Origin of the sequence: Salinicoccus sp. Bachu38, assembly GCF_038561955.2 — a bacterium.
In the GTDB taxonomy this organism is placed as follows: domain Bacteria; phylum Bacillota; class Bacilli; order Staphylococcales; family Salinicoccaceae; genus Salinicoccus; species Salinicoccus bachuensis.
The window spans coordinates 1,467,450-1,489,276 of sequence record NZ_CP138333.2; the positions used below are offsets into that span (position 1 = coordinate 1,467,450).

17 protein-coding genes are annotated in these 21,827 nt (G+C 51.3%); 7 read left to right on the forward strand and 10 right to left on the reverse strand.

All coding sequences use genetic code 11. The annotated features are described in order from the left end of the window. Positions 1-2 precede the first annotated feature (2 nt). A complete protein-coding gene (locus tag RQP18_RS07395; RefSeq protein ID WP_342387100.1) occupies positions 3-1,262 on the reverse strand; it encodes an aminoacyltransferase in 1,260 nt (419 codons plus the stop codon). 215 nt (positions 1,263-1,477) lie between these two features. Here RQP18_RS07395 and RQP18_RS07400 point away from each other — a divergent pair, with 215 nt between their 5' ends. Beyond that, positions 1,478-1,840, forward strand: a complete 363-nt coding sequence (locus RQP18_RS07400; protein ID WP_373445996.1) for a hypothetical protein — start codon at positions 1,478-1,480, stop codon at positions 1,838-1,840. Here RQP18_RS07400 and RQP18_RS07405 read toward each other — a convergent pair. Both RQP18_RS07405 and RQP18_RS07410 read right to left on the reverse strand, forming a co-directional pair. Continuing rightward, positions 1,809-1,997 carry a hypothetical protein gene (locus RQP18_RS07405; protein WP_342387102.1) on the reverse strand — a complete coding sequence of 63 codons (189 nt, stop codon included), beginning with the start codon at positions 1,995-1,997 and terminating at the stop codon, positions 1,809-1,811. The genes RQP18_RS07400 and RQP18_RS07405 overlap by 32 nt on opposite strands. Positions 1,998-2,049: 52 nt before the next feature. Further along, positions 2,050-3,312, reverse strand: coding sequence for a Y-family DNA polymerase (locus tag RQP18_RS07410; protein ID WP_342387103.1), 1,263 nt, complete (start codon positions 3,310-3,312; stop codon positions 2,050-2,052). A gap of 152 nt (positions 3,313-3,464) precedes the next feature. Between RQP18_RS07410 and RQP18_RS07415 the strand changes: the two genes are divergently transcribed. Beyond that, a complete protein-coding gene (locus RQP18_RS07415; protein ID WP_342387104.1) occupies positions 3,465-4,463 on the forward strand; it encodes a cation diffusion facilitator family transporter in 999 nt (332 codons plus the stop codon). Between the two features lie 43 nt (positions 4,464-4,506). On the opposite strand, the gene RQP18_RS07420 is transcribed toward RQP18_RS07415, so the two are convergent. Beyond that, a complete protein-coding gene (locus tag RQP18_RS07420; RefSeq protein ID WP_342387105.1) occupies positions 4,507-5,517 on the reverse strand; it encodes an LCP family protein in 1,011 nt (336 codons plus the stop codon). A gap of 151 nt (positions 5,518-5,668) precedes the next feature. Between RQP18_RS07420 and RQP18_RS07425 the strand changes: the two genes are divergently transcribed. Next, positions 5,669-6,625 (forward strand): DUF1002 domain-containing protein, encoded by a 957-nt coding sequence (locus RQP18_RS07425; RefSeq protein ID WP_342387106.1) that lies wholly within the window; start codon positions 5,669-5,671, stop codon positions 6,623-6,625. Positions 6,626-6,668: 43 nt separating this feature from the next. On the opposite strand, the gene RQP18_RS07430 is transcribed toward RQP18_RS07425, so the two are convergent. The 3 genes from RQP18_RS07430 to parE all read right to left on the reverse strand — a co-directional run bounded on the left by RQP18_RS07430 (position 6,669) and on the right by parE (position 12,602). Further along, a complete protein-coding gene (locus RQP18_RS07430) occupies positions 6,669-8,135 on the reverse strand; it encodes an alanine/glycine:cation symporter family protein (RefSeq protein ID WP_342387107.1) in 1,467 nt (488 codons plus the stop codon). An 80-nt stretch (positions 8,136-8,215) separates the two neighbouring features. Further along, positions 8,216-10,627: a DNA topoisomerase IV subunit A gene (parC, locus tag RQP18_RS07435; RefSeq protein WP_342387108.1), complete on the reverse strand. Its 2,412-nt coding sequence runs from the start codon at positions 10,625-10,627 to the stop codon at positions 8,216-8,218. Then, complete coding sequence (gene parE, locus RQP18_RS07440) at positions 10,620-12,602, reverse strand: DNA topoisomerase IV subunit B (protein ID WP_342387109.1); 1,983 nt, start codon at positions 12,600-12,602, stop codon at positions 10,620-10,622. The genes parC and parE overlap by 8 nt, the downstream gene beginning before the upstream one ends. Positions 12,603-12,814: 212 nt before the next feature. Here parE and plsY point away from each other — a divergent pair, with 212 nt between their 5' ends. Continuing rightward, positions 12,815-13,399, forward strand: a complete 585-nt coding sequence (gene plsY / locus RQP18_RS07445) for a glycerol-3-phosphate 1-O-acyltransferase PlsY (RefSeq protein ID WP_342387110.1) — start codon at positions 12,815-12,817, stop codon at positions 13,397-13,399. A gap of 8 nt (positions 13,400-13,407) precedes the next feature. Then, the gene (locus RQP18_RS07450) at positions 13,408-13,695 is read left to right on the forward strand and encodes a HesB/YadR/YfhF family protein (RefSeq protein ID WP_373445997.1); all 288 of its coding nucleotides are present in this window, start codon (positions 13,408-13,410) and stop codon (positions 13,693-13,695) included. A 41-nt stretch (positions 13,696-13,736) separates the two neighbouring features. On the opposite strand, the gene acnA is transcribed toward RQP18_RS07450, so the two are convergent. Together acnA and RQP18_RS07460 are read right to left on the reverse strand one after the other, a co-directional pair. Continuing rightward, entirely contained in the window at positions 13,737-16,445 is a 2,709-nt protein-coding gene (gene acnA, locus RQP18_RS07455) for an aconitate hydratase AcnA (protein WP_342387112.1), read from the reverse strand. A 178-nt stretch (positions 16,446-16,623) separates the two neighbouring features. Then, positions 16,624-18,222 carry a glycine betaine uptake BCCT transporter gene (locus tag RQP18_RS07460; protein WP_342387113.1) on the reverse strand — a complete coding sequence of 533 codons (1,599 nt, stop codon included), beginning with the start codon at positions 18,220-18,222 and terminating at the stop codon, positions 16,624-16,626. 235 nt (positions 18,223-18,457) lie between these two features. Between RQP18_RS07460 and mscL the strand changes: the two genes are divergently transcribed. Further along, positions 18,458-18,826 (forward strand): large conductance mechanosensitive channel protein MscL, encoded by a 369-nt coding sequence (gene mscL, locus RQP18_RS07465; protein ID WP_342387114.1) that lies wholly within the window; start codon positions 18,458-18,460, stop codon positions 18,824-18,826. Positions 18,827-18,869: 43 nt separating this feature from the next. On the opposite strand, the gene RQP18_RS07470 is transcribed toward mscL, so the two are convergent. Next, a complete protein-coding gene (locus tag RQP18_RS07470; protein ID WP_342387115.1) occupies positions 18,870-20,282 on the reverse strand; it encodes a YfcC family protein in 1,413 nt (470 codons plus the stop codon). 148 nt (positions 20,283-20,430) lie between these two features. Here RQP18_RS07470 and RQP18_RS07475 point away from each other — a divergent pair, with 148 nt between their 5' ends. Then, entirely contained in the window at positions 20,431-21,810 is a 1,380-nt protein-coding gene (locus RQP18_RS07475) for a YfcC family protein (protein ID WP_342387116.1), read from the forward strand. The last annotated feature ends 17 nt before the right edge of the window (positions 21,811-21,827 follow it).

Here is a 21,827-nt window from a genome sequence, read left to right on the forward strand (position 1 = left end):
TCCTACCTCCCAATCTGCTTCCGTATTTTCGAGAGCGCCTGATAGGCCTTGTAGGCCGGCGCATTGATCGGTTTGATGAAATCCCCGACATATTCAAAGACGGTAGCATTGAAACCTTTCTTGAACTGTATTACCCCGTAGTCCTCCGCTTCTTCGGAGAAGTCTCCACTGATGCCATAGAAGTTGTAGAGGCTGATGCCATGATCGAGTGCATAGTTGATCATATGCCACTGGATCAGATAGCTGCCTGCAAAATGCCTGAACGCGTTGTCGCTGCCTCCGGCAAGATAGACCACTTCATGCGGCGTAATGAAATAATAGGCACTCGCAATCGGCAGCTCCTCACCGTGGGTCGCGCGCAGCGCTTTTCCTTCAGCAAGCTTTTCCTCTATATTTTCCAGCTGTCCGCCGAGGTTCTTGATCTTCTTCTCCGCCTTCTTGTTCGACGGGTCCTTTTCCAGATCCTTCTCCGCCTTTTCGATATTTTTGACCAGGCCATCACGGTCCCTGGAAATGGATTCCGTATACTCGCCCAGATTGACATATACAAGCGGAATGATGACATTGTCGCCAAAGTGCTTCTTCCTGCTGATATAGTAGGAGTCGTCCCGATCGACAAAAGACTTCATTTCCGAAGTGTCCTTCATGAACTTCCTGAACACATCAATTTCATCGAGTTCCAGATAGCGTATATGAAGCCCATGCTTCTGGGCCTTCTTGATGTTTCGCTTGCGGAGGCTGTCCATATCATCCAGGAGCGTCTTCGGATCCTTTCCTTCCAGGTTAAGCACCGAATGCCACCTGATCTGGATGACCGGGTCGAACCCTACAGTGAATCCATCATGCGTGAAGCCCTGTTCCTCAAAATAGTCGAAGATGTACCGGTTGCCCCGATCTTCGAGGATTTTCCCGTCATGATCCCGCTCCCTGATCACTTCATAGGGATCGATCCTGGCATACATGACTTTCTTCGGTTTCAGAAACTGGTGAAGACCTTCGAAGAACACATCGAACACCTGCTTGTCTGCATAATCCATCACCGGCCCACGGTTGCTGTAGGCATATTTGAATACTTTCATTACCGGGGTCAGCGTAATGAGACATGCAGCCCTGACCGCTCCGCCATCCTTCACACCAACAAGGTAGGTTTCAATACCCTGCTCCACCTTCAGGCGGTAGTTGTCCTTCGTCTGTGTGAAATGACTGAAGTGTGTCCGGGTGAAATGGTCGAATTCCTCAATGGTCAACTCTGTAAATTGCATAATGGCACTCCTGTCAACTAATTTTAATACTTTGCTTATATTATCAGATTTACCACGGTATCTCCATGATTTTTAGAAGCTCTGAAAATTATTCGCCTCTCCACACGAATATTTGCGAATTCGTCTTGGGACGCAAATTATTTATAATGCAGTTATCGTCCTATGTATTATATCACTTGGGAGATGGACCGGCATCGTTTTCATACTGATTACGGATGTTTCGTCCCGGGGCGGGTGACACGCTGTTCGACAGGCTGAAATGGATGGAGGAGAAGATCACGGCATGGCTTTCCGGCCGGAGATTCTTCCATGTCGACTACCAGATGGGGGATGAACTGTTCATCCTGCCCTCCAGAGCCCACTATACCCTGTTTGTTGCAATCTATGCGAAATTGCTGTGGGACAATCATGATTTTCCATTGAAGTGCAGCTTCCATACTGCAGATATTCCCACTCCTGAAGGCGATCTGGAACAATGGAGCCATGAAGCCGTCAAAAAGACCTGGAATGCACTCGACACGATTAAGAAATCGGCAGTGCAGGACTTCATTTCACCGGATACAGCGAACGCTTTCTGATCATCCTGTTCGTACTGTTCGACCAGTATACCGCAATGGGGCTGATCATCACCGCAAAATCCATCCTTCGGTTCCCGAGCAGCGGCTCCGACAGCGCAGTCCACAAGGAAAGTGAATATGTACTCGTCGGTACGATGGTCTCCCTCGTCATCGGCATACTGAATGGCCTCCTGTTCCTCTACGCCATCCATAGGCAGCTCCCTTGCTGCCTATCTTTTATGCCCTGCAATCAGTCCATCCCTCAGCTTCAGGGTCGAAGCCTCTGTACAGCTGAGTGCCCGCATGACGCTCAGCTGCCCATATTTCACCTTGAGATGATCCACCGTCCTCAACAGCCTTTCCCTCCTTTCGACCGCTTCCACATCATCAAACAATGAAATCTGCTTCACCTTGTCAGGAATGAAGTTCGTCAGCGTGACGCTGATGGTGCGGTACAGGGCATAGGAATCGGCGATCGCCTTCAGTGCCTTCCATATCCCCACCATGACGAAATCTCCGTCGTTCGTTCCCTCCCTGACTGTAAACTGCTTCCGGTATATCCTCCCCTCCGCCGTCCCCACAGCAAACTGGACCGTCCGGGCAAGTTTTCTTTCCAGCCTCAGGCGATGGGTGACCTCGTCCACATGTTCGAGCAGCACCACATAGATTTCATCGAAGCGGTAGTCCCGCATCAGTATCTGGCTCTTTGCAATCGACGGCGAATGCACGGTATGCTTTTCCCGGATGAGGCTGGAGTCGATACCGTTGGCATGGAGGTGCCAGTCCACGCCGATGGCACCGAAGTCCCGCTTCAGGTGGGCCGCCGGGTACCGTGCCAGATCCCCGATCGAGAATATGCCCCTTTCATTCAGTTTGATCTCACTCCTTCTGTTGATGCCCCAGAAGCGCCTCAGCGGCTTGATCGGCCACAGTTTATCCGGCACATCGTGATACCGCCATTCGGCGATGCCGTCAGGCATCCGCTTCGCCTCGATATCCAAAGAGAGCTTGCTGAGCAGCATGTTCTCCCCGATGCCGATTGCACAGTCGATGGCCGTCTCCCGGTATATTTCCGCCTTGATCCGCCTTGCAAGCGCATACGGCGAATCCGCGAATATGCGGTAGCTCTGGGTCACATCCATGAAGAATTCATCGACCGAGTACTGGTGGAAATCTTCAGGGGCCACGTATTTCAATGCAATCGCCGTGATCCGTGCAGAATAGTCCAGATATGTCTTCATTGATGGATTGATGATGTAGATGTCACTGCGTCCCGGTATTTCAAAGAGCCTGGAGCCGGTCTTTATGCCGAGCTTCTTCAGTTCCGGCGTGGCCGCAAGCACCACCGAGCCGAGGCTTTTCGTGTCGGCCACCACGGCAAGTTTGGTCGTCATGGGATCGAGCCCCTTCAAAAGGCACGAGACGCTTGCGAAAAAGCTTTTCTGATCGACGCAGAATACATGGCGCTGCGGACAGATATGATAATTGTACATGCCATCCCTCCATACAGAACATGTGTTCGTAACCCCGTATATTTATCATATCACAAATTCAACCAGCCCAAACATCAATATCAATCCCCATAAATAACTCCATGCTCAATTGGGTATGGGACATTATAAAAACACAAAAGGAGGAAACACCATTGAAGGATATTCTCGCATTACTTAAACAAGGAAGTATGGCCTCCCTTACCGCTTCCATCGTCAATTTCTTCATCGCCGGCCTCAAAGGCGTAGCCTTCATACTGACTGCCAACGTCGCGATGTTTGCCGAAATGATGCACTCCATCGGAGATGCCCTCAACCAGCTTTTTGTATTCATAGGATCCGGTCTATCCAAAAAGGCACCCACGGAGCGCTTTCCCTTCGGCTTCGGCCGTCTGGTCAACCTCGTACTGCTCTTTGCAGTCATCATCGTCGGCATTCTGGCCTACGAGACGGTGCGGGAGGGTCTTCACCATATCCTGGAGCCTCTGCCAGTGGAAACCGATACGACCATGCTGCTGATCAATATCGGCGTCCTCGCCATTGCGGCAGTGCTCGAAAGCTTTGTGCTGTACAAGGCAGGCAAGGAACTCCTGCAGCAGGCGGACAAGCCCTATGACGGCCTGAAGCCATTGACCACAAGCTTCGCCAATATGGACCGGGCCAAACCGGCCACAAAACTCGTCTTCCTTGAGGACGCTGTCGCCACAGGGGGCGCGATATTCGCGATCATCGCCATACTTGTCGCCCGCTTTACAGGATTCTCCCAGAGTGAAGGCATCGCTTCGGTCGTCATCGGCCTGGCAATGTTCTATATCGTATACAAGATATTCATGGAAAATGCAGCCGGCGCACTCGGCGAGCATGATCCGCGCATGGAGGAGCGGGTCTCACAGATCGTTCTCCGTCATGATGAGATAAAGGACATCAGGAAGCTCTTCGTCATGAAGGAAGGGGACAATCTCCATGCTGAAGTCGTCGCCGAGATTGATCCGGACCTCAGCTCCAAGGAAGTGAACAGGATCAGGGATGAAATAGAAAGTCTTATCCTCAAGCAGAAACATGTAACCGATGTGAATATGGAATTTGAACTGAATGATGGCAAACGCACATGGCCGAAGACCCAGGATCAGCTCGACAGGAAGCCGAAATACTAACACATAAAAAAGGATGGCGTAATCGCCATCCTTTTTTATGTTCCTATTCATTCACCGGCGGGGCCTCCCCGGTCGGCTCCCCGGCATCCGGGTCCTCCACGTCCCCTTCAAAGAAGTCGTGGATATACTGGCTGTTCGTTTCAAAATCGAGGTCTATGACATTCCCGGCATGCGGCGTGTCCATGAACTGGTACGTATTCTCCACCGGCACGGTAAGTGTCGGGATGTCCTTCTCCCCCCGTATCAGGAACGAGGCCATCATCCGGTACAGTTCCCCATCGCTCATGCTCGTATTGACGTGTCCCATGCCGGTACCGGCAATTTTAGGGAGCTTGAGGATGCTGCCGAAGGTCAGCGCTTCATCCTTGACCGCATTGATCACCTGCTGCTGGCGTCTGACCCGGCCGAAGTCACCCTCTTCGTCCTGGCGGAACCGCGCATAGGCAAGAAGGTCTTCACCTCCAAGTCGCTGTTCCCCCTGCTTCAGTTCGGTGTCTATCTTCTCCGACATGTCCTTCTCCACATCGATCATGATGCCGTCCTTATTGATCACATCCACTACCGATTCGAAGGCCTGATAGTCGATGACTGCATATTCTTCGACTTCAATGCCGAAATTCTGCTGGATGGTCTGCCTGAGCAGCTCGACACCCCCGAGGGAGTAGACCGAATTGATCTTATAGCTCTGGAACCCCGGAATCTCCACATATATATCCCGCATGAGGGAAACCATCTTCATTTCCTTGTTCATGTAGTCATACTGGGCCAGCATGATGACGTCCGTCCGCTGGGCGCCATCCACCTCCCGGTCGGCACCGAGCAGCAGGATGTTCTTCTTGCCGTCATTATCGTCCGTCCCGTTGAATTCCATCTCTTCCTGTTCGACACCGTTCTCACGTGCGATATCGAGGCCGGACTGGTATGAAAAGTATATATAGAGGACTGAACCGATGATCACTGCAAGCAGGATGAGCGGAATGAGCGCCCGCTTCCGGATGCGCCGCTTCCGCCCCTCGGGCTGTGGTCTGTCGGAACGTCTGTATTCATTGTCCATAATCATGCTCCTGTCATTAATCTATCAATCATTTTAACCGGTTTCCACAAAATAATAAAGAAATAATGTCGCCATTATTCCATGGAGAATAAAAAATTGTGGTGTCATATGCTTATATAGTAAAATATATATAAGGAATGAGGGATTGATAATGATGAAAAAACTATTATTTTTAACAATGGTGCTCGTGCTGCTGATGCCGGCTCCGGCCCAGGCGGCCTCGGAATGGGACGAAGCGGTCACAGTGTATGGTGCAGCGCTTGAGAGTGACCAGCAGCTGCTCGACTCGACACGCGGGATACTCGGCACCGAGGAGAGCGACAAGGTCGAATATGTCTACAGTGAGGATGTACAGCAGTACATCGGCAAGGACTACAGCAACGCCGTGCTCAAATCGAGCATCCGAATCATCCAGGAAAGCCAAGGGCACGGCCTCGATATCACAGTCGATGAGAGCATGGGGGCAATCACAGAGATTACCGAGGAGACATATAAGAATGCACTTCTGACATCCGGCATCACCGATGCGGAAGTGGTCATCGGGGCGGCTGAGGATGTCACCGGTGAAAGTGCCCTCTCCGGCATCTACAAGGCCTATGAATCCCAAGGGGAGGCCATCGATACCGAACGCACCCAGAACTCCCAGGAGGAGCTTGAGGCCATCTCCAGCATTGCTGAAGAAAACAGCAACGTCGAAGGGTTCTCGCAGGAGCAGTTGAACAAGATGATCACCGACATCAAAGTTGAAGTCATCAATCAGGGCGGAGATCTCGCTGAACAGGAGATCAGGGACATCGTTGATGAACAGATGGCGGCCAATGGCCTCGACGGTCTGCTGACACAGGAGCAGATCGACAGGATCGTCGTCATCATCATACAGATCCAGGACTCCGGCATCTTCCGGAGCGAGGAGGCCGAGAGGCTGAAGGACAGCGCCCAGAACCTCCTCGACCAGATCACTTCGAGTGAAGCGTTCCAGAATGCGGCTGAACAGGCCGAATCGATCGGCCAGGACATACAGGAGTCCAGCGCGTGGGAATCATTCAAGAAGGCGGCATCCGATTTCTTCGACAGCATCGTCTCCTTCTTCAGATCACTCTTCAACTAGAAAAGAGCAGACCATATGGTCTGCTCTTTTTGTTATGCAATCATCAGGACCGTCCGTCACCACGCTGGGCGTAGCGGTTCTCGCCCCATTCGTCGACCTCGGTCAGATCTGCTTTGATATTGTTCGTCTCGAAGACCGGATTCCTGCCCATTTTGAGCTGTGCCTTGTAGTCTGCAGCAACCTGCCAGACGACATTGCTCAGGCCGAATACCGCAACGAGGTTGGTCACTGCCATGAGTGCCATGAACATGTCTGCTGTAGCCCATGCCGTCTCAAGGTCCATCACCGCTCCAATGAAGACCATGACGACGACGAGTGCTTTGAATACAAGCAGCAGCACCCGGTTCTCCCTGATGTAGTTCAGGTTGCTCTGGCCATAGAAGTAGTTTCCAAGGATGGAACTGTAGGCGAAGAGCAGGATGACGATCGCAATGAAAATTGCCCCGAAGGAGCCGATCTGCTCCGTCATTGCCGCCTGTGTGACCTGGATGCCCTGGAGCGCATCGGCTCCATAGCTCAGATCCGTATACATCAGGATCAGGATGGCCGTTGCCGTACAGACGATCATCGTGTCGAAGAAGACGCCGAGCGCCTGTATCAGCCCCTGCTTGACAGGGTGGCTGACCGCAGCGGATGCTGCAGCGTTGGGCGCGGAACCCATGCCGGCTTCATTGGAGAACAGCCCCCTCTGGAAGCCGTTCAGTATCGCTGCGCCGAGGGCGCCGCCGAACACTTCCCGGATGCCGAACGCATTCGTGACGATCGCAGAAAGCATCGGAATGATCTGATCGTAGTTGATGATGAGTATGACGAAGACGACCAGCAGATAGATGACCGCCATGACCGGTACGATATAGCCGGCCACACTTGCAATCCTCCGGGCGCCGCCGAAGATGACGATGGCTGTAAAGGCGGCGATGACGATGCCGACCACCCATCTGTCGAGGTTGAACGCCTCTTCATAGGCATGGGCGATGGTATTCGCCTGCAGCCCATTGAAGACGAAGGCGAAAGTAATGGTGATCAGCACTGCGAAGAACAGGCCGAGCCACCTCTGGTTGAGCCCCTTCTCCATATAGTAGGCGGGGCCCCCTCGGAAGCCGCCCTCCCGGTCCTTCACCTTGTAGACCTGCGCAAGCGTCGATTCGAAGAATGCCGTTGCTGCGCCAAAGAACGCAATCATCCACATCCAGAATATCGCCCCGGGGCCCCCGAGCACGATTGCCGTCGCTACACCTGCGATGTTTCCGGTGCCGACACGTGAAGCGGCACTGATGGCGAACGCCTGGAAAGGTGCTATCCCTTTCCTGCCGTCAGGCAGCGTCTCCGCCTTTTCCGTAATCACTTTGAACATCTCTTTGAACCATCTGAATTGGACAAACCTCGAGCTGATGGAAAAATAAAGACCTGCAAGAATAAGCAGCCCGATGAGGAAGTCCCCCCACAGCAGGGTGTTTCCCATGTCCACAAAACTTTTAAACCAATCTGGGACAATTCCTTCAAAATCCATAAAGCACCTCCTGATATAACAAATATTATATCATTTGGGAAAGCGCTTTAAAGCCCAAAATTCAAGTTGGACTATTCGGACTATTGCACCGCTTCAAATACGACACTCTCAACTTCACCGAATTCATTTTCGTCCACGACGAATGAGCCGTTGGCATATTTGCCGCTCACCCGGATTGATCTGGCATCCAGTCTGAAACTGGAATTTTGCGAATGGAGGATCATGCCGATATTGTTTTCGATGAGCCGGGCGCCGATGATGCGATGGGGCTTCGATTTGATTTCCTTGAGCAGCGTGCTGCCCACCTGCGCCCTGGCGCCTCTTTCGAATGTGTCGATGGCCGTCCGTTTGACTGCGCCCCGCTGGGAGACCGTCACGAGGAACTTTTCATTGGAAACGAGCCCCGAGAAGACGAGCGCATCATCCGGTTTCAGCTGGATCGCCCTGACGCCCTGCGCCTTCAGGCCGACCGGATTGACTTCCGATAGCGGGTATCTCAGGGAGATGCCCTTCTGTGTGATCAGCAGGACGTCCTCCGTTCCTCCCTCAGAGAGTGCCACGGAAATCACCTGATCGTCCTTTTTGAGGCTGATGCTGGAAATCGGACGCCTGATCCGGCTCGCTTCATAGGCTTTAAGCTCCGTCTGTTTAATCTGTCCCCGTCTTGTGGCCGTCACGACGGAGATGCCATCCTGATACGCTTCGATGACGAAAGCCGTCACCGGCGATTCATCCGCTCCGAGCCTGAAGCGGTTCGAGAGATGCTGGCCGTTGTCCTTCCATCTGATCTCGGGCAGTTCATGGACCGGAATGATCATGTAGTTGCCGAGGTTGGTGAAGACGAGCAGATGCTCCAGTGTATGCGCATGGCGGGCAAGGAGCACATGGTCGTCCTCCTTCATGCCGATCTCGTCCGGGGTGCTCGCATTGTAGCTCCTCAGGCTGGTGCGCTTCATGTAGCCTTCCTTCGTCAATGACACGACCACCTCCTCCTTGGCGATCAGCACTTCCTTTTCGAGCTCGATGTTCTCTATCTCTTCCTCCACCGTACTTTTGCGCGGTGTAGCATATTTCTTTTTGATGTCCCGCAGCTCTTTTTTGATCACTTTGAGCAGCTGCTTTTCATTGCCCAGTATTTCGCGCAGCTGGTTGATCGTATATTCGAGTTCGCTGTGCTCCGTTTCAAGCTCCGCGATATCGGTGTTCGTCAGCCGATACAGCTGGAGCATGACGATGGCTTCCGCCTGGGCCTCCGTAAAGCTGAAGGCTTCCACCAGATTCTCCTTGGCGTTGCGCTTGTTGTTCGACTCCCGGATCACCCGGATGACCTCATCCAGTATGGACAGCGCATGCATCAGCCCTTCGATGATGTGCATCCTGCGCTCGGCTTCCGACAGTTCATGCTGCGAGCGGTTGAGGATCACCGCCTTCTGGTGGGCGATGTAGCTCTCCAGTATCTCCTTCAGGCCAAGCTGCTTCGGCGCCCTGTCGCTGATGGCCACCATATTGAAGTTGTAGGACACCTGAAGGTCCGTCTTCTTGTAGAAGTAGTTGATGATGCCTTCGACATTCGCATCCTTCTTCACTTCCACAATGATGCGCATGCCCTCGCGGTCGGTTTCATCCCTGACCTCGATGATGCCATCCACCTTGCGGTCGGCACGGATTTCATCCATCTTTTTGACAAGGTTCGCCTTGTTCACTTCGAACGGCAGTTCATCGATGATGATATGGGTCTTGCCGCCCCTGGTGTCCTCGGTCCGTACCCTGCTCCGGACGATGATCTTCCCGCGTCCGGTCTCATACGCTTTCCTAATCTGGTCCTTGCCCTGGATGATGCCCCCTGTAGGGAAATCCGGGCCTTTGACGATCTCCATCAGTTCATCGACGGAGGCAGAGGACTTATCAATGACCTTCAATGTCGCATCGATGACCTCTTCAAGGTTATGCGGAGGGATGTCCGTCGCATAGCCTGCGGAAATGCCCGTCGAGCCATTGACGAGCAGATTCGGGAATTTTGAAGGCAGGACGGTCGGCTCCATCTCCGTATCATCGAAGTTGTTGATGAAATCAACCGTATTTTTGTTGATGTCCCTGAGCATTTCATTGGAGATCTCGGAAAGCCTCGCCTCGGTATACCGCATCGCAGCCGGCGGGTCGCCATCGACACTCCCCTTGTTGCCGTGCATGTCGACCAGTTCCTCCCGCATCTTCCATTCCTGGGAGAGGCGGACCATTGCTTCATAGACACTGGAGTCTCCATGCGGATGGTAGTTCCCGATGACATTCCCCACCGTTTTGGCACTTTTCCTGAAGCTTTTTTCAAATGTATTCCCTTCCTTGTACATTGCGTACAGGATACGCCGCTGGACCGGTTTCAGTCCATCCCTGACATCAGGGATGGCACGGTCCTGGATGACATATTTGCTGTAGCGGCCGAAACGGTCGCCGATGACATCTTCAAGTTGTAGCTGCTGAACTTGTTCAGTCATTCAATTCACCACTTTCTCCCAGTTTTGTGACATCCTCATTTCCCAATATGCTGTCTGCATCTTCGAGTGTGAAGCTGACATTGGATTCAATCCACTTTCTCCGCATCTCGACATTGTCCCCCATGAGCGTTGTGACACGTTTCAGGGAAAGTGCCTCGTCTTCAATCCGCACCTGGATCAATGTCCGTGTCTCCGGATTCATCGTCGTTTCCCACAGCTGTTCCGGCATCATTTCACCGAGACCCTTGTAGCGCTGGAGTTCGACGTTTTTGCCCATTTCCTTCTGGGCCTCGATCAATTCATCCTCCGTCCAGACATACCGCACATCCTCCTTCTTTTTGGTCTTCTTTTTCAGCTGGAATAATGGCGGCAGGGCGATGTAGATCTTGCCCGCATCAAAGAGCGGACGCATGTAGTTGAAGAAGAATGTAAGCAGCAGTACCTGGATATGCGCTCCATCCGTATCGGCATCGGTCATGATGACGATCTTGTCGTAGTTGGTATCATCCACACTGAATTCAGTCCCGACGCCTGCGCCGATCGTGTGGATGATGGTATTGATCTCTTCATTTTTGAATATATCCTCAAACTTCGCCTTCTCGGTATTGATGACCTTGCCGCGCAGCGGCAGGATGGCCTGGAACCGCCTGTCGCGCCCCTGCTTGGCAGATCCGCCTGCAGAGTCCCCCTCGACCAGGTACAGTTCATTCTTCTTGGCGTTGCGGCTCTGTGCAGGTGTCAGCTTCCCGGACAGCAGCGTATCCTTGCGGCGCTTCTTGCCGTTTCTCGCTTCCTCACGGGCTTTCCGTGCCGTTTCCCTGACACCTCTTGCCTTGATCGCCTTCTTGACGAGCTGGGTGCTCAGTGCACCATTCTCCTCCAGATAATAGGGAAGATGGTCGCTCATCAGCGATTCCATGACATTCCGCGCTTCGCTCGTACCGAGCTTGCTCTTCGTCTGGCCCTCGAACTGGAGCAGGTTTTCAGGGATCTTCACCGAGATGACTGCAGTCAGGCCTTCCCTGATGTCATTGCCCTCGAGGTTCTTGTCCTTGTCCTTCAATTCGTTGATTTTCCGTGCATACTCATTGAATACACGGGTGAAGCCGGTCTTGAAGCCGACTTCGTGCGTACCGCCGTCCTTTGTCCGCACATTGTTGACGAAGGAGATCAGCGTTTCACTGTACTGGTCATTGTACTGGAAGCTCACTTCCGCCAGGATGTCATTGTATTCGCCGGAGAACATGACCACGTCCCCGATCGCATCCTTGCCTTCATTCAGGAAGTTGATGAAGGATTTCAGACCATCATCATATTGGAATACTTCCTCGAGCGGCTCCTCGGGACGCCTGTCCGTAATGGAGATCCGCATCCCCTTCTGCAGGAAGGCGGATTCCCGCATTCTTTCCATAATCGTCTCAAAGTGGAATGAAGTGCCGGATTTGAAGATTTCCCCATCCGGTCTGAATGTCACTTCGGTACCGGTCCTTTTCGTCTTTCCGGTCACCTCCAATGGACGGTCGAGCTCCCCCCCGTCCTTAAAGGACATTTCATGCACCTTCCCGTCCCGGTAGATTGTGATTTCCACCCACTCGCTCAGGGCGTTGACGACCGAAGCACCCACGCCGTGCAGACCGCCGGATGTCTTGTATCCGCCGGCACCGAACTTGCCGCCGGCATGCAGTACGGTGAATATGACTTCCGGTGTCGGCTTGCCGGATGTATGCATGCCTGTCGGCATGCCGCGGCCATTATCCCGGATGGTGATGCTTTCATCCGGATTGATGGTGATATTTATTTCATCGCCGTAGCCATTGATGACTTCGTCGACCGAATTGTCGGTGATCTCGTACACCAGGTGGTGCAGTCCCCTATGATCGGTTGAACCGACATACATCCCCGGCCTTTTCCTTACGGCGTCCAGACCTTCAAGTATTTGTATTGAATCATCGTTATAAGTATTCTGTCTTGCCAAATCGGATTTCCTCCCACAAACGTATGTTCGTTATTTTTATCTCATGTTCTATTTTTATACAAAAGCGTGATGATTGCAACCATAATCAATGGATTCACATTGCATATGAGTAATATAGTTTACATAATAAATTTATGGTAAACTATATTTTATTATACCCCACTTAAAATTTATGGTAAACTGTTAGTACCTGATAATAAAGGGGTTTTAAAATGGAAACGATCATAATACTCCTGATATTGAGCTACCTTCTGGGCTCCACACCTTTCAGCCTTCTGATCGGCATCTGGTTCTATAAGATTGATCTCAGGCAGCATGGCAGCGGCAATATAGGTACAACCAACACTTTCAGGATCCTTGGCAAGAAAGCCGGCATCGTCGTGCTTCTGCTGGACATGTTCAAAGGGGCGCTTCCAGTGTTTGCCGCAATGCTCCTCGATGTGGATATGCATATATTCATCCCGGGGCTTGTAGCAGCCATCGGTCATGTCTACTCCATATTCCTGAAGTTCAAGGGTGGAAAAGCTGTCGCTACAAGTGCAGGTGCCGTACTGGCATACAACCCCCTGCTTTTCATCCTGCTCCTGTCCGCTTTTCTGATAACGTTAAAAATCAGCAAATATGTATCCCTTTCCAGCATAGTGAGTGCCGTCTTATTCTTTATTCTTTCGCTGGTCTTCAGGGATCCGCTGCTGATTGCCTTTTCGTTCATCATCGCCGTAGTCATTGTCGTTAGACATATCTCCAACATTAAACGTATAATGGATGGTACAGAATCCAAAATTACATTCATGTAGCAGAAGGGATGATGGAAATGTTGGAAGTTACAGATCGTGCACTGGATTGGATGAAGGAAGAACTGGATCCGGAAGAAGGACAGGGCGTAAACATCTATGTAAGGTATGGCGGTGAAACACAGCTGAAACAGGGGTTCTCTCCAGCATTGACAGTAGAACGCATCCCCTCCGACAGCAAAGTATTCGATTACGATGGCATACAGGTCTTCATCAAGGAATCGGACCTATGGTACTTTGAAGATACGGAACTGGTTATAGACTCTGAGGATGATGAAGTCATATTCGAAAGCAAATAAAAGCAATAACCCATCTCAAGAAGAGATGGGTTATTTTAATATTACTGCTCTTTAAGTTTGTTTCTGAGTACAAGCTGCAGGATACCGCCATTGCGGTAGTAGTCCACTTCAACTTCTGAATCGAAGCGTGCCTTGACTTTGAACTCGGTCTTCTTGCCGTCCTGGTTTGTTGCCACAGCATCAAGGACGTGTCCAGGCCTGACATCTTCACCGACCTGGATGTCGAATGTCTCGCTACCGTCGAATCCGAGTGTATCTGCATCCTCTCCATCAACGAACTGCAATGGAAGGACACCCATCATTACAAGGTTCGAACGGTGGATCCGCTCATAGCTTGCTGCAATGACTGCTTCAACACCGAGAAGATTCGTACCTTTGGCTGCCCAGTCCCGGCTCGATCCCATACCGTAGTCGTCTCCGGCGATGACGACGAGTCCTGTGCCATCCTGCTGATATTTCATTGCAGCATCATAGATGCTCATGACTTCACCAGTCGGCCAGTACGTTGTGAATCCGCCCTCTTTGCCGTCTGCAATCTGGTTGCGGATACGGATGTTGGCGAATGTGCCGCGGAGCATGACTTCGTGGTTACCACGACGGGAACCGTATGAGTTGAAGTTTCTTGGAGATACGCCCTGTTCGATCAGCCATTTGCCGGCAGGTGTGTCCTTGCCGATCGCACCCGCAGGTGAAATGTGGTCGGTCGTAACGGAGTCTCCGAATTTGCCGAGTACACGCAGGCCGCTCAGCGATTCCACTTTGCCAGGCTCTGTAGAGAGGTTCTGGAAGAATGATGGATTCTGGATGTATGTGGACTCCGGATTGAAGTCGTAGAGCGGTGCATCCGTCGTTTCGATGTTGTTCCAGATTTCGTTGGCATCGAATACCCTTTCGTATTCCTTCCTGAAGAGTTCAGGACTGACGTTGCCCATTACTGCATCCTTGACTTCCTGGGTGGATGGCCAGATGTCCTTCATGAAGACATCGTTGCCCTCCTTGTCCTTGCCGAGTGGTTCATTGCGCAGATCGATGTCCACTGTACCAGCGAGTGCATATGCAACAATCAATGGTGGTGAAGCAAGATAGTTCGCTTTGACAAGCGGGTGGATCCTGCCTTCGAAGTTACGGTTTCCGGAAAGCACGGAACTTACAAGCAGGTCGCTTTCAGTAATCGCTTCTGTAATTTCAGGAAGCAATGGACCGGAGTTGCCGATGCATGTCGTACAACCGTAACCTACAAGGTTGAATCCGAGCTTATCGAGATATTCCTGCAGACCGGAGTCTTCCAGGTAGCCTGTAACGACTTTCGAACCTGGCGCCAGTGAAGTTTTCACATATGCCGGTACTTCCAGACCTTTTTCAACTGCTTTCTTCGCAATCAGGCCTGCCCCGAGCATGACGTAAGGGTTGGATGTATTCGTACATGAAGTGATGGCTGCGATGGCGAGGTCGCCGGTCTTCATTTCAACTTCTTTGCCATCATTGAACTTGACTGTCGTCTTCTTGTCGAATTCCGCTTCATCCAGACCGTGACCATGGTTGCCGCTTTCGGCTGTGATGGATTTTCTGTACTCTTCCTTCATGTCGGACAGCTGGATCAGGTCCTGTGGACGTTTAGGTCCGGCAAGTGCAGGTTCAACTGTGGAGAGGTCGAGATCAACGACTTCGCTGTATACCGGTTCGTTTGCCGGATCGAAGTACATGTCATTCTCCTGAAGGTACGTCTTGACGATATCGATATGCTCTTCACTGCGCCCTGTGAGTTTCATGTATTCGAGCGTCTCATCATCAACAGGGAAGAAGCCGCATGTTGCACCGTATTCAGGTGCCATGTTCGCGATTGTCGCCCTGTCAGCGAGTGGAAGCTCTGTCACACCCTGGCCGAAGAATTCGACGAACTTTCCTACAACACCATGCTTGCGCAGAAGTTCAGTGACACGCAGCGCAAGGTCTGTCGCTGTAGCACCTTCCGGCAGGCCATTCGTCATGCGCACGCCGACGACTTCAGGTACAGGGAAGTAGGATGGCTGTCCGAGCATTCCGGCTTCAGCTTCGATGCCGCCGACACCCCAGCCAAGTACGCCAAGACCATTGATCATTGTAGTATGGGAATCCGTACCGACAAGAGTGTCCGGGAATGTCACAAGTTCATCGCCGTCTTCTTTGACATGGACAACATTCGCCAGGTACTCGAGGTTCACCTGGTGGACGATGCCTGTTGCAGGCGGAACGGCTTTATAGTTGTCGAACGCCTTCGTTGCCCAGTGCAGGAATTCATAGCGTTCTTCGTTCCTTTCGAACTCGAGCTCCATGTTCAGTCTGAGTGAATCTTCAGTACCGTAGGCATCCACCTGTACCGAGTGGTCGATGACGAGGTCGACAGGCACTTCAGGATTGATCTTCTGTACATCTCCACCTACATCATCCATCGCTTTTCTGAGAGATGCCAGGTCGACGACCGCCGGCACACCAGTAAAGTCCTGGAGAATGACGCGTGAAGGTTTGAATGGCACTTCTTTTCCTTGGTTGTCGCCTTTGTCCCAAGTTGCCAAAGATTCGATATGTTCATCATTGATGACACTGCCGTCGTACTGGCGCAGCACTGATTCAAGCAGCACTCTGACGGAGTATGGCAATTTGTGTGTTTCAGACATGCCCCGTTCAGTCAATGTCTTCAGACTATAGTAGTTATAGTCCTTGCCGCCGACATTGAACGACTTCTTGGCAGCTTCATTAACATTTTGACTCATTGTAATAGCCCCCTATCAATATTCCAGTCATATGACCGTTCGTATCAATTGTATATCTTTACATAAGCGATGTAAACGCCGTCCCTTCCAATTCAGCCATAATTTCGATACAAAAAAATGACCTATAGCAATAAGTAAAACTTATGTCTATAGGTCATTTCCATAACTATATATTAATTTAATTGTTTTCTCTGGCTGCTTTTTCATCATCCAGTTTCTGTTTTTCCTCATGATCCTTCATCAGCTTTTCATACTCCGTACCTTCGTAGTTAGGTTCGATGAGGAGATTCAGTGATCTCTGCTCTTTCGCAACATCCTTGTAGGTTGCAATCATCATGAGTATGAGAATGATCGAGAATGGGAATGCCGAAATGATCGCTGCTGCCTGGAGTGATGTCAGTCCGCCGCCCATGAGCAGAACGATCGCAATAGCAACCTGGGCAATCCCCCAGATCATTTTCGTTCTGTTTGGTGGCGTGAGCGATCCGTTCGTCGTCTGCATACCCAATACGAATGTTGCCGAATCAGCAGAAGTGATGAAGAATGTGCCGATCAGCAGCACCGCGATAAGTGAGACGATCAGGCCAAACGGCAGATTGTTGAACATTTCAAACAGCACGGCTTCAGTCGCAAGGTCTGCAAATCCACCGACCTGTCTATCCGATTCGATGGCAGTGACCCCGAAGACACTGAACCAGAAGAAGCTGAGTACGGCCGGCCCGATCATGACTGCCAGGACAAACTCACGGATTGTACGGCCGCGTGACACCCGTGCGATGAAGATCCCTACGAATGGGCTCCAGCTCATCCACCAGCCCCAGTAATAGATTGTCCAGGCGCCGAGCCAATCGTTCTTATCCTGATTGAGCGGTGCAACATCGTAACTCATGTTTACAAAGTTGCCGATCATACCACCGAAAGTATCCGTCCACATGTTAAGGATCAGAACAGTTGGCCCAAGTACAAGCGTAAAGATCAACAGAAGGCCGCCAAGGACCATATTCGCATTACTCAAGTACTGGATCCCTTTGGATAGTCCCGTCCATGCACTGTACATGAACAGCACAGTAATGATGGCAATGATGATGATCTGCACATAGATGTTGTTCGGAATGCCGAACAGGTAGCTCAAGCCACCATTGATCTGCATGACACCAAGGCCGAGGGAAGTCGCCACCCCGGCGATTGTGGCGAACACAGCCAGCACGTCGATTGCTGTGCCAATCGGCCCATCCACACGCTTGCCAAGAATCGGCCGCAATGTACTCGAAATCAAGCCGGGCTCATTCCGTCTGAACTGGGCAAACGCCAGAGCCAGCCCCACGACTGCATAGACTGCCCATGCATGGAAGCCCCAGTGGAAGAATGTTCTCCGCAATGATTCCTTCATCGCTTCATCTGATTCAGGGTCGGCAGTCGGGGGGGTGAAATAGTGGCTGATCGGTTCAGCCGCGCCCCAGAATACAAGTCCGATACCCATGCCGGCACTGAACAGCATGGCAAACCATGACATCGTTTTGAACTCAGGTTTTTCCGTCGGCTTGCCAAGACGGATCTGCCCCATCGGTGTAAAGACGAATATCAGGCAAAACAAGATGAAAATCGTCGTCAGCGATACATAATACCAACTGAAGTTGCTCGTTATAAAGCCCGTGAGGACTCCCGTTACGCTTTCGAAGTTCTCTGAAAAGAACGTCCCGTAAAGGACAAGAGCAGATACGATAACAAGTGATATCCAAAAAACCGGTGTTAATTTTCCTTGGTTGTTCTCTTCCATTTTACTCCTCCTTTGGATTAGTTATTCCCATTAATTACTTTTTGTAACGCAACTTACAAAACAATTATTGATACTAACACATCATGGAGACTCTAGCAAATATACACCCGCTCCACATTCAAGTATATATCAACATCAATATAAATAAAGTGATTACGCCATCTCCCTTGCAAGTACATGCATTTGTTGTATGATGGATGCTGAATCTATAACTAAAAATTTCGGAGGAACCAGCATGTGGCAGGAATTCAGGGATTTCATACTCAGAGGCAATGTACTGGACCTTGCAGTCGCCGTTGTCATAGGCGCGGCATTCAGCAAAATCGTCACTGCACTCGTTGAAAACATCATCATGCCGTCCATCGCCCTCATATTCGGCAATACCGATTTCACTTCGGAATGGGCCTACAGGGGGATTACATACGGTGTCTTCATCCAGGCGATCATCGACTTCATCATCATCGCAGCAGCGATATTCGTATTTATAAAAGTGGTCAATATACTGACGCGGAACCGCTTCGTCGAGGAAGCAGCCGAAGACGAACAGACCGTTCTGCTCAGGGAGATCAGGGACGCCCTGAAACGGGAGGACACGAATCCATGATGCATCACGAAAGGCCGGCGATTCCGCCGGCCTTTCCCATGTCCTATGAAATGCCCATCACCGTCGCCACGACCAGAGCGGCGGCAGCTATGATGAGCCACATCAGCGTCACTTTCCATACAAACCTGACCCATTTGATGTAGGGGATTCCTGAAACTGCCAGAACACCCATCAATGACGCAGAAGTCGGTATGATTGTATTCGTGATCGCATCCCCGTACTGGTAGGCGAGTACGGCGACCTGCCTTGGAATCTCCTGAAGATCCGCAATCGGCGTCATGATCGGCATCGTCGTCATCGCCTGTCCGGAGCCGGAAGGAATGAAGAAGTTGATGACAACCTGGATGACGAGCATCCCAAGCGCCGTAATGGATGGCGGGAGGAAGTCGAGCACACTGCTCATTCCATTGATGACCGAATCTATGATGACGCCGGACTCAAGCACCACGACAATGGCCCTTGCAAAACCGACGATGATCGCACCATAGACGACAAGTTTCATGCCGTCGATGAAGGCATCGAATATGTCGTTGATCTTCATCCCGCCGACAAGTCCGGCGATGAGGCCGATCACAAAAAAGTTGGCGGACAGTTCCGTCAGGAACCAGCCATGCTGGAAGATGCCGTATATGTTGATGATGATACCGACTGTAAATGTGATAAGAATCATGATATGCCGCTTTTTTAACTCGTCGAAATTCATCACGTCATCCGTGAAATTGACATGCCCCTTCCGGGCCTCCTCATAGACCAGACTGGATTCGGGATCCTTCTTCACCTTTTTCGCATAATGCATGACATACAGGATAGCTATTCCCAATACAAAGAAATAGACGACGCTCCTGAACTGCCAGCCTGAAAATATCGTCAGTTCCGCAATCTCCTGGGCGATCCCCACTGTAAAGGGGTTGAGCATGCCTCCGATGAATCCGGAAGCCGCGCCCAGTGTCACCATGGCTGTACCCACCATCGCGTCATACCCAAGTGCTGTTGCCAGAACGATGCCTATGGGAACGAATATGATGGCCTCTTCCGCCATGCCTGTTGTGAAACCCAGAATCGAAAACACGAGCATGATGACCGGAATCATCAGCCTTTCGTTCCCCTTGACCATGAGCATCACCTTCTGGATGGCCGCTTCGATTGCACCTGTCGCCCTGATGATGCCGAATGCACCGCCGACCAGGAATATATAGAATATGATGTTCGCCCCATCAATCAGACCGGTGGGAATCGCTTTGAACAGCTCAAAGAATGACACCGGACTCTGTTCTACCGCCGTGTAGCTCCCGGGCACCACTTCCGTCCTGTCCCCCACTTCCACCCGTTCGAACTCTCCGGCAGGAATGACATAGCTTAGCGCTGCTGCAATGATGACGACCGAAAAAAGGATTGCATAAGTATGCGGGAATCTGAATCCCGTGGGCCTCTGTTCTGATTGTTCCCCTCTGTCCATACAATCTCCCCTTACAATTTGATGTTTCCATTATACATTTATTTTAAAATATAAAAAGATTGAATCATTTGAAATTTATGTATGGAAGGTTGCCATATCCCATCACTCAAGTATAATTAAAAGCACCAACAGCATAGGAGGATTGAAAATGAAATACATAAAAGTACCCCACGCTTTCGTCCTCATCTATTCCATCGTCATTCTGGCGATGCTTTTGAGCTATGTCATCCCCGCAGGGGAGTATGACAGACTTGAAAATGAGAACGGCATCCTCGTCGTGGATGAAACATCTTTCGAGTTCACTGAACAGACACCTGTCCACTGGACTGAAATATTCCGCGTCGTCCCTGCAGGCATGACGGATGCGGCAGGCATCATCTTCCTCATCTTCCTCATCGGCGGAGCATTCGGGATGATCAACGGGACCGGGGCGATAGAAGCCGGCATCAACAAGGTCGTCTCACTGCTCAAGAATCGGGAGATCGTCCTGATCCCACTGACGATGCTCATCTTCTCGCTTGGCGGTGCCACATTCGGCATGGCCGAATCCACCCTGATATTCATTCCAATGGGAATCATGCTTGCACGTTCCCTCGGCATGGATGCCATGACTGGCATGGCAATGGTTGCCCTGGGCGCTGCGGCAGGCTTTGCAGGCGGGTTCATGAACATATTCACGGTCGGTGTCGCTCAGGAAGTTGCCGGACTGCCCCTGTTTTCCGGAATGTTCTACAGGATCATCGTCCAGATCGTATTTGTCATCATCGCTGCATTCTTTGTATACCGATACGGCAAGCGGGTCCAGAAGGATATGACCAACAGCTATGTCTACGGGCTCGAGAAGAATGCCGGGAAGGAATCCTATGCATTCAAGGATCTGACGACAAGGCATATCTTCGTCCTTCTGATTATACTTCTTGGTTTCGGCCTCATCATCTATGGTGTCGTACAGGGCTGGTCGACGGGCACCGATCTTGCCGCAATATTCCTTGCCATGGGCATCCTTTCGGGACTCGTCGGGGGCAATACACCGAACGGCATTGCCGAAGACTTCATAAAAGGGGCTAAGGAAGTCACATTCGGTGCACTCATCGTCGGACTTGCCAGATGTATCCTGCTGATACTGGAAGACGGTACCATCATCGATACGGTCATCTTCTCGGTCAGTTCCATACTGGAAGGACTGCCCGCTTCCATTGCGGCGGTCGGCATGTTCTTCACCCAGTTCATCATCAACTTCTTCATCCCGTCCGGTTCCGGCCAGGCGGCAACGACCATCCCGCTGATGGCGCCCATCGGGGATATCGTCGGCGTGCCCCGCCAATCGGTTGTTCTGGCCTTCCAGATGGGGGATGGCCTGTCGAACTACCTGTTCCCGACATCGGCCATCCTGATGGCAGGCCTCAGCATCGCCAACATTCCGTATGAGAAATGGCTCAGGTTCGTCTGGCCGATCATGCTCGTATGGATTGTGGCATGTGCCGCCTTCATGGTCATCAGCCTGTGGATCGGCTATGGACCCTTCTAGCATAAAAAAAGACGATA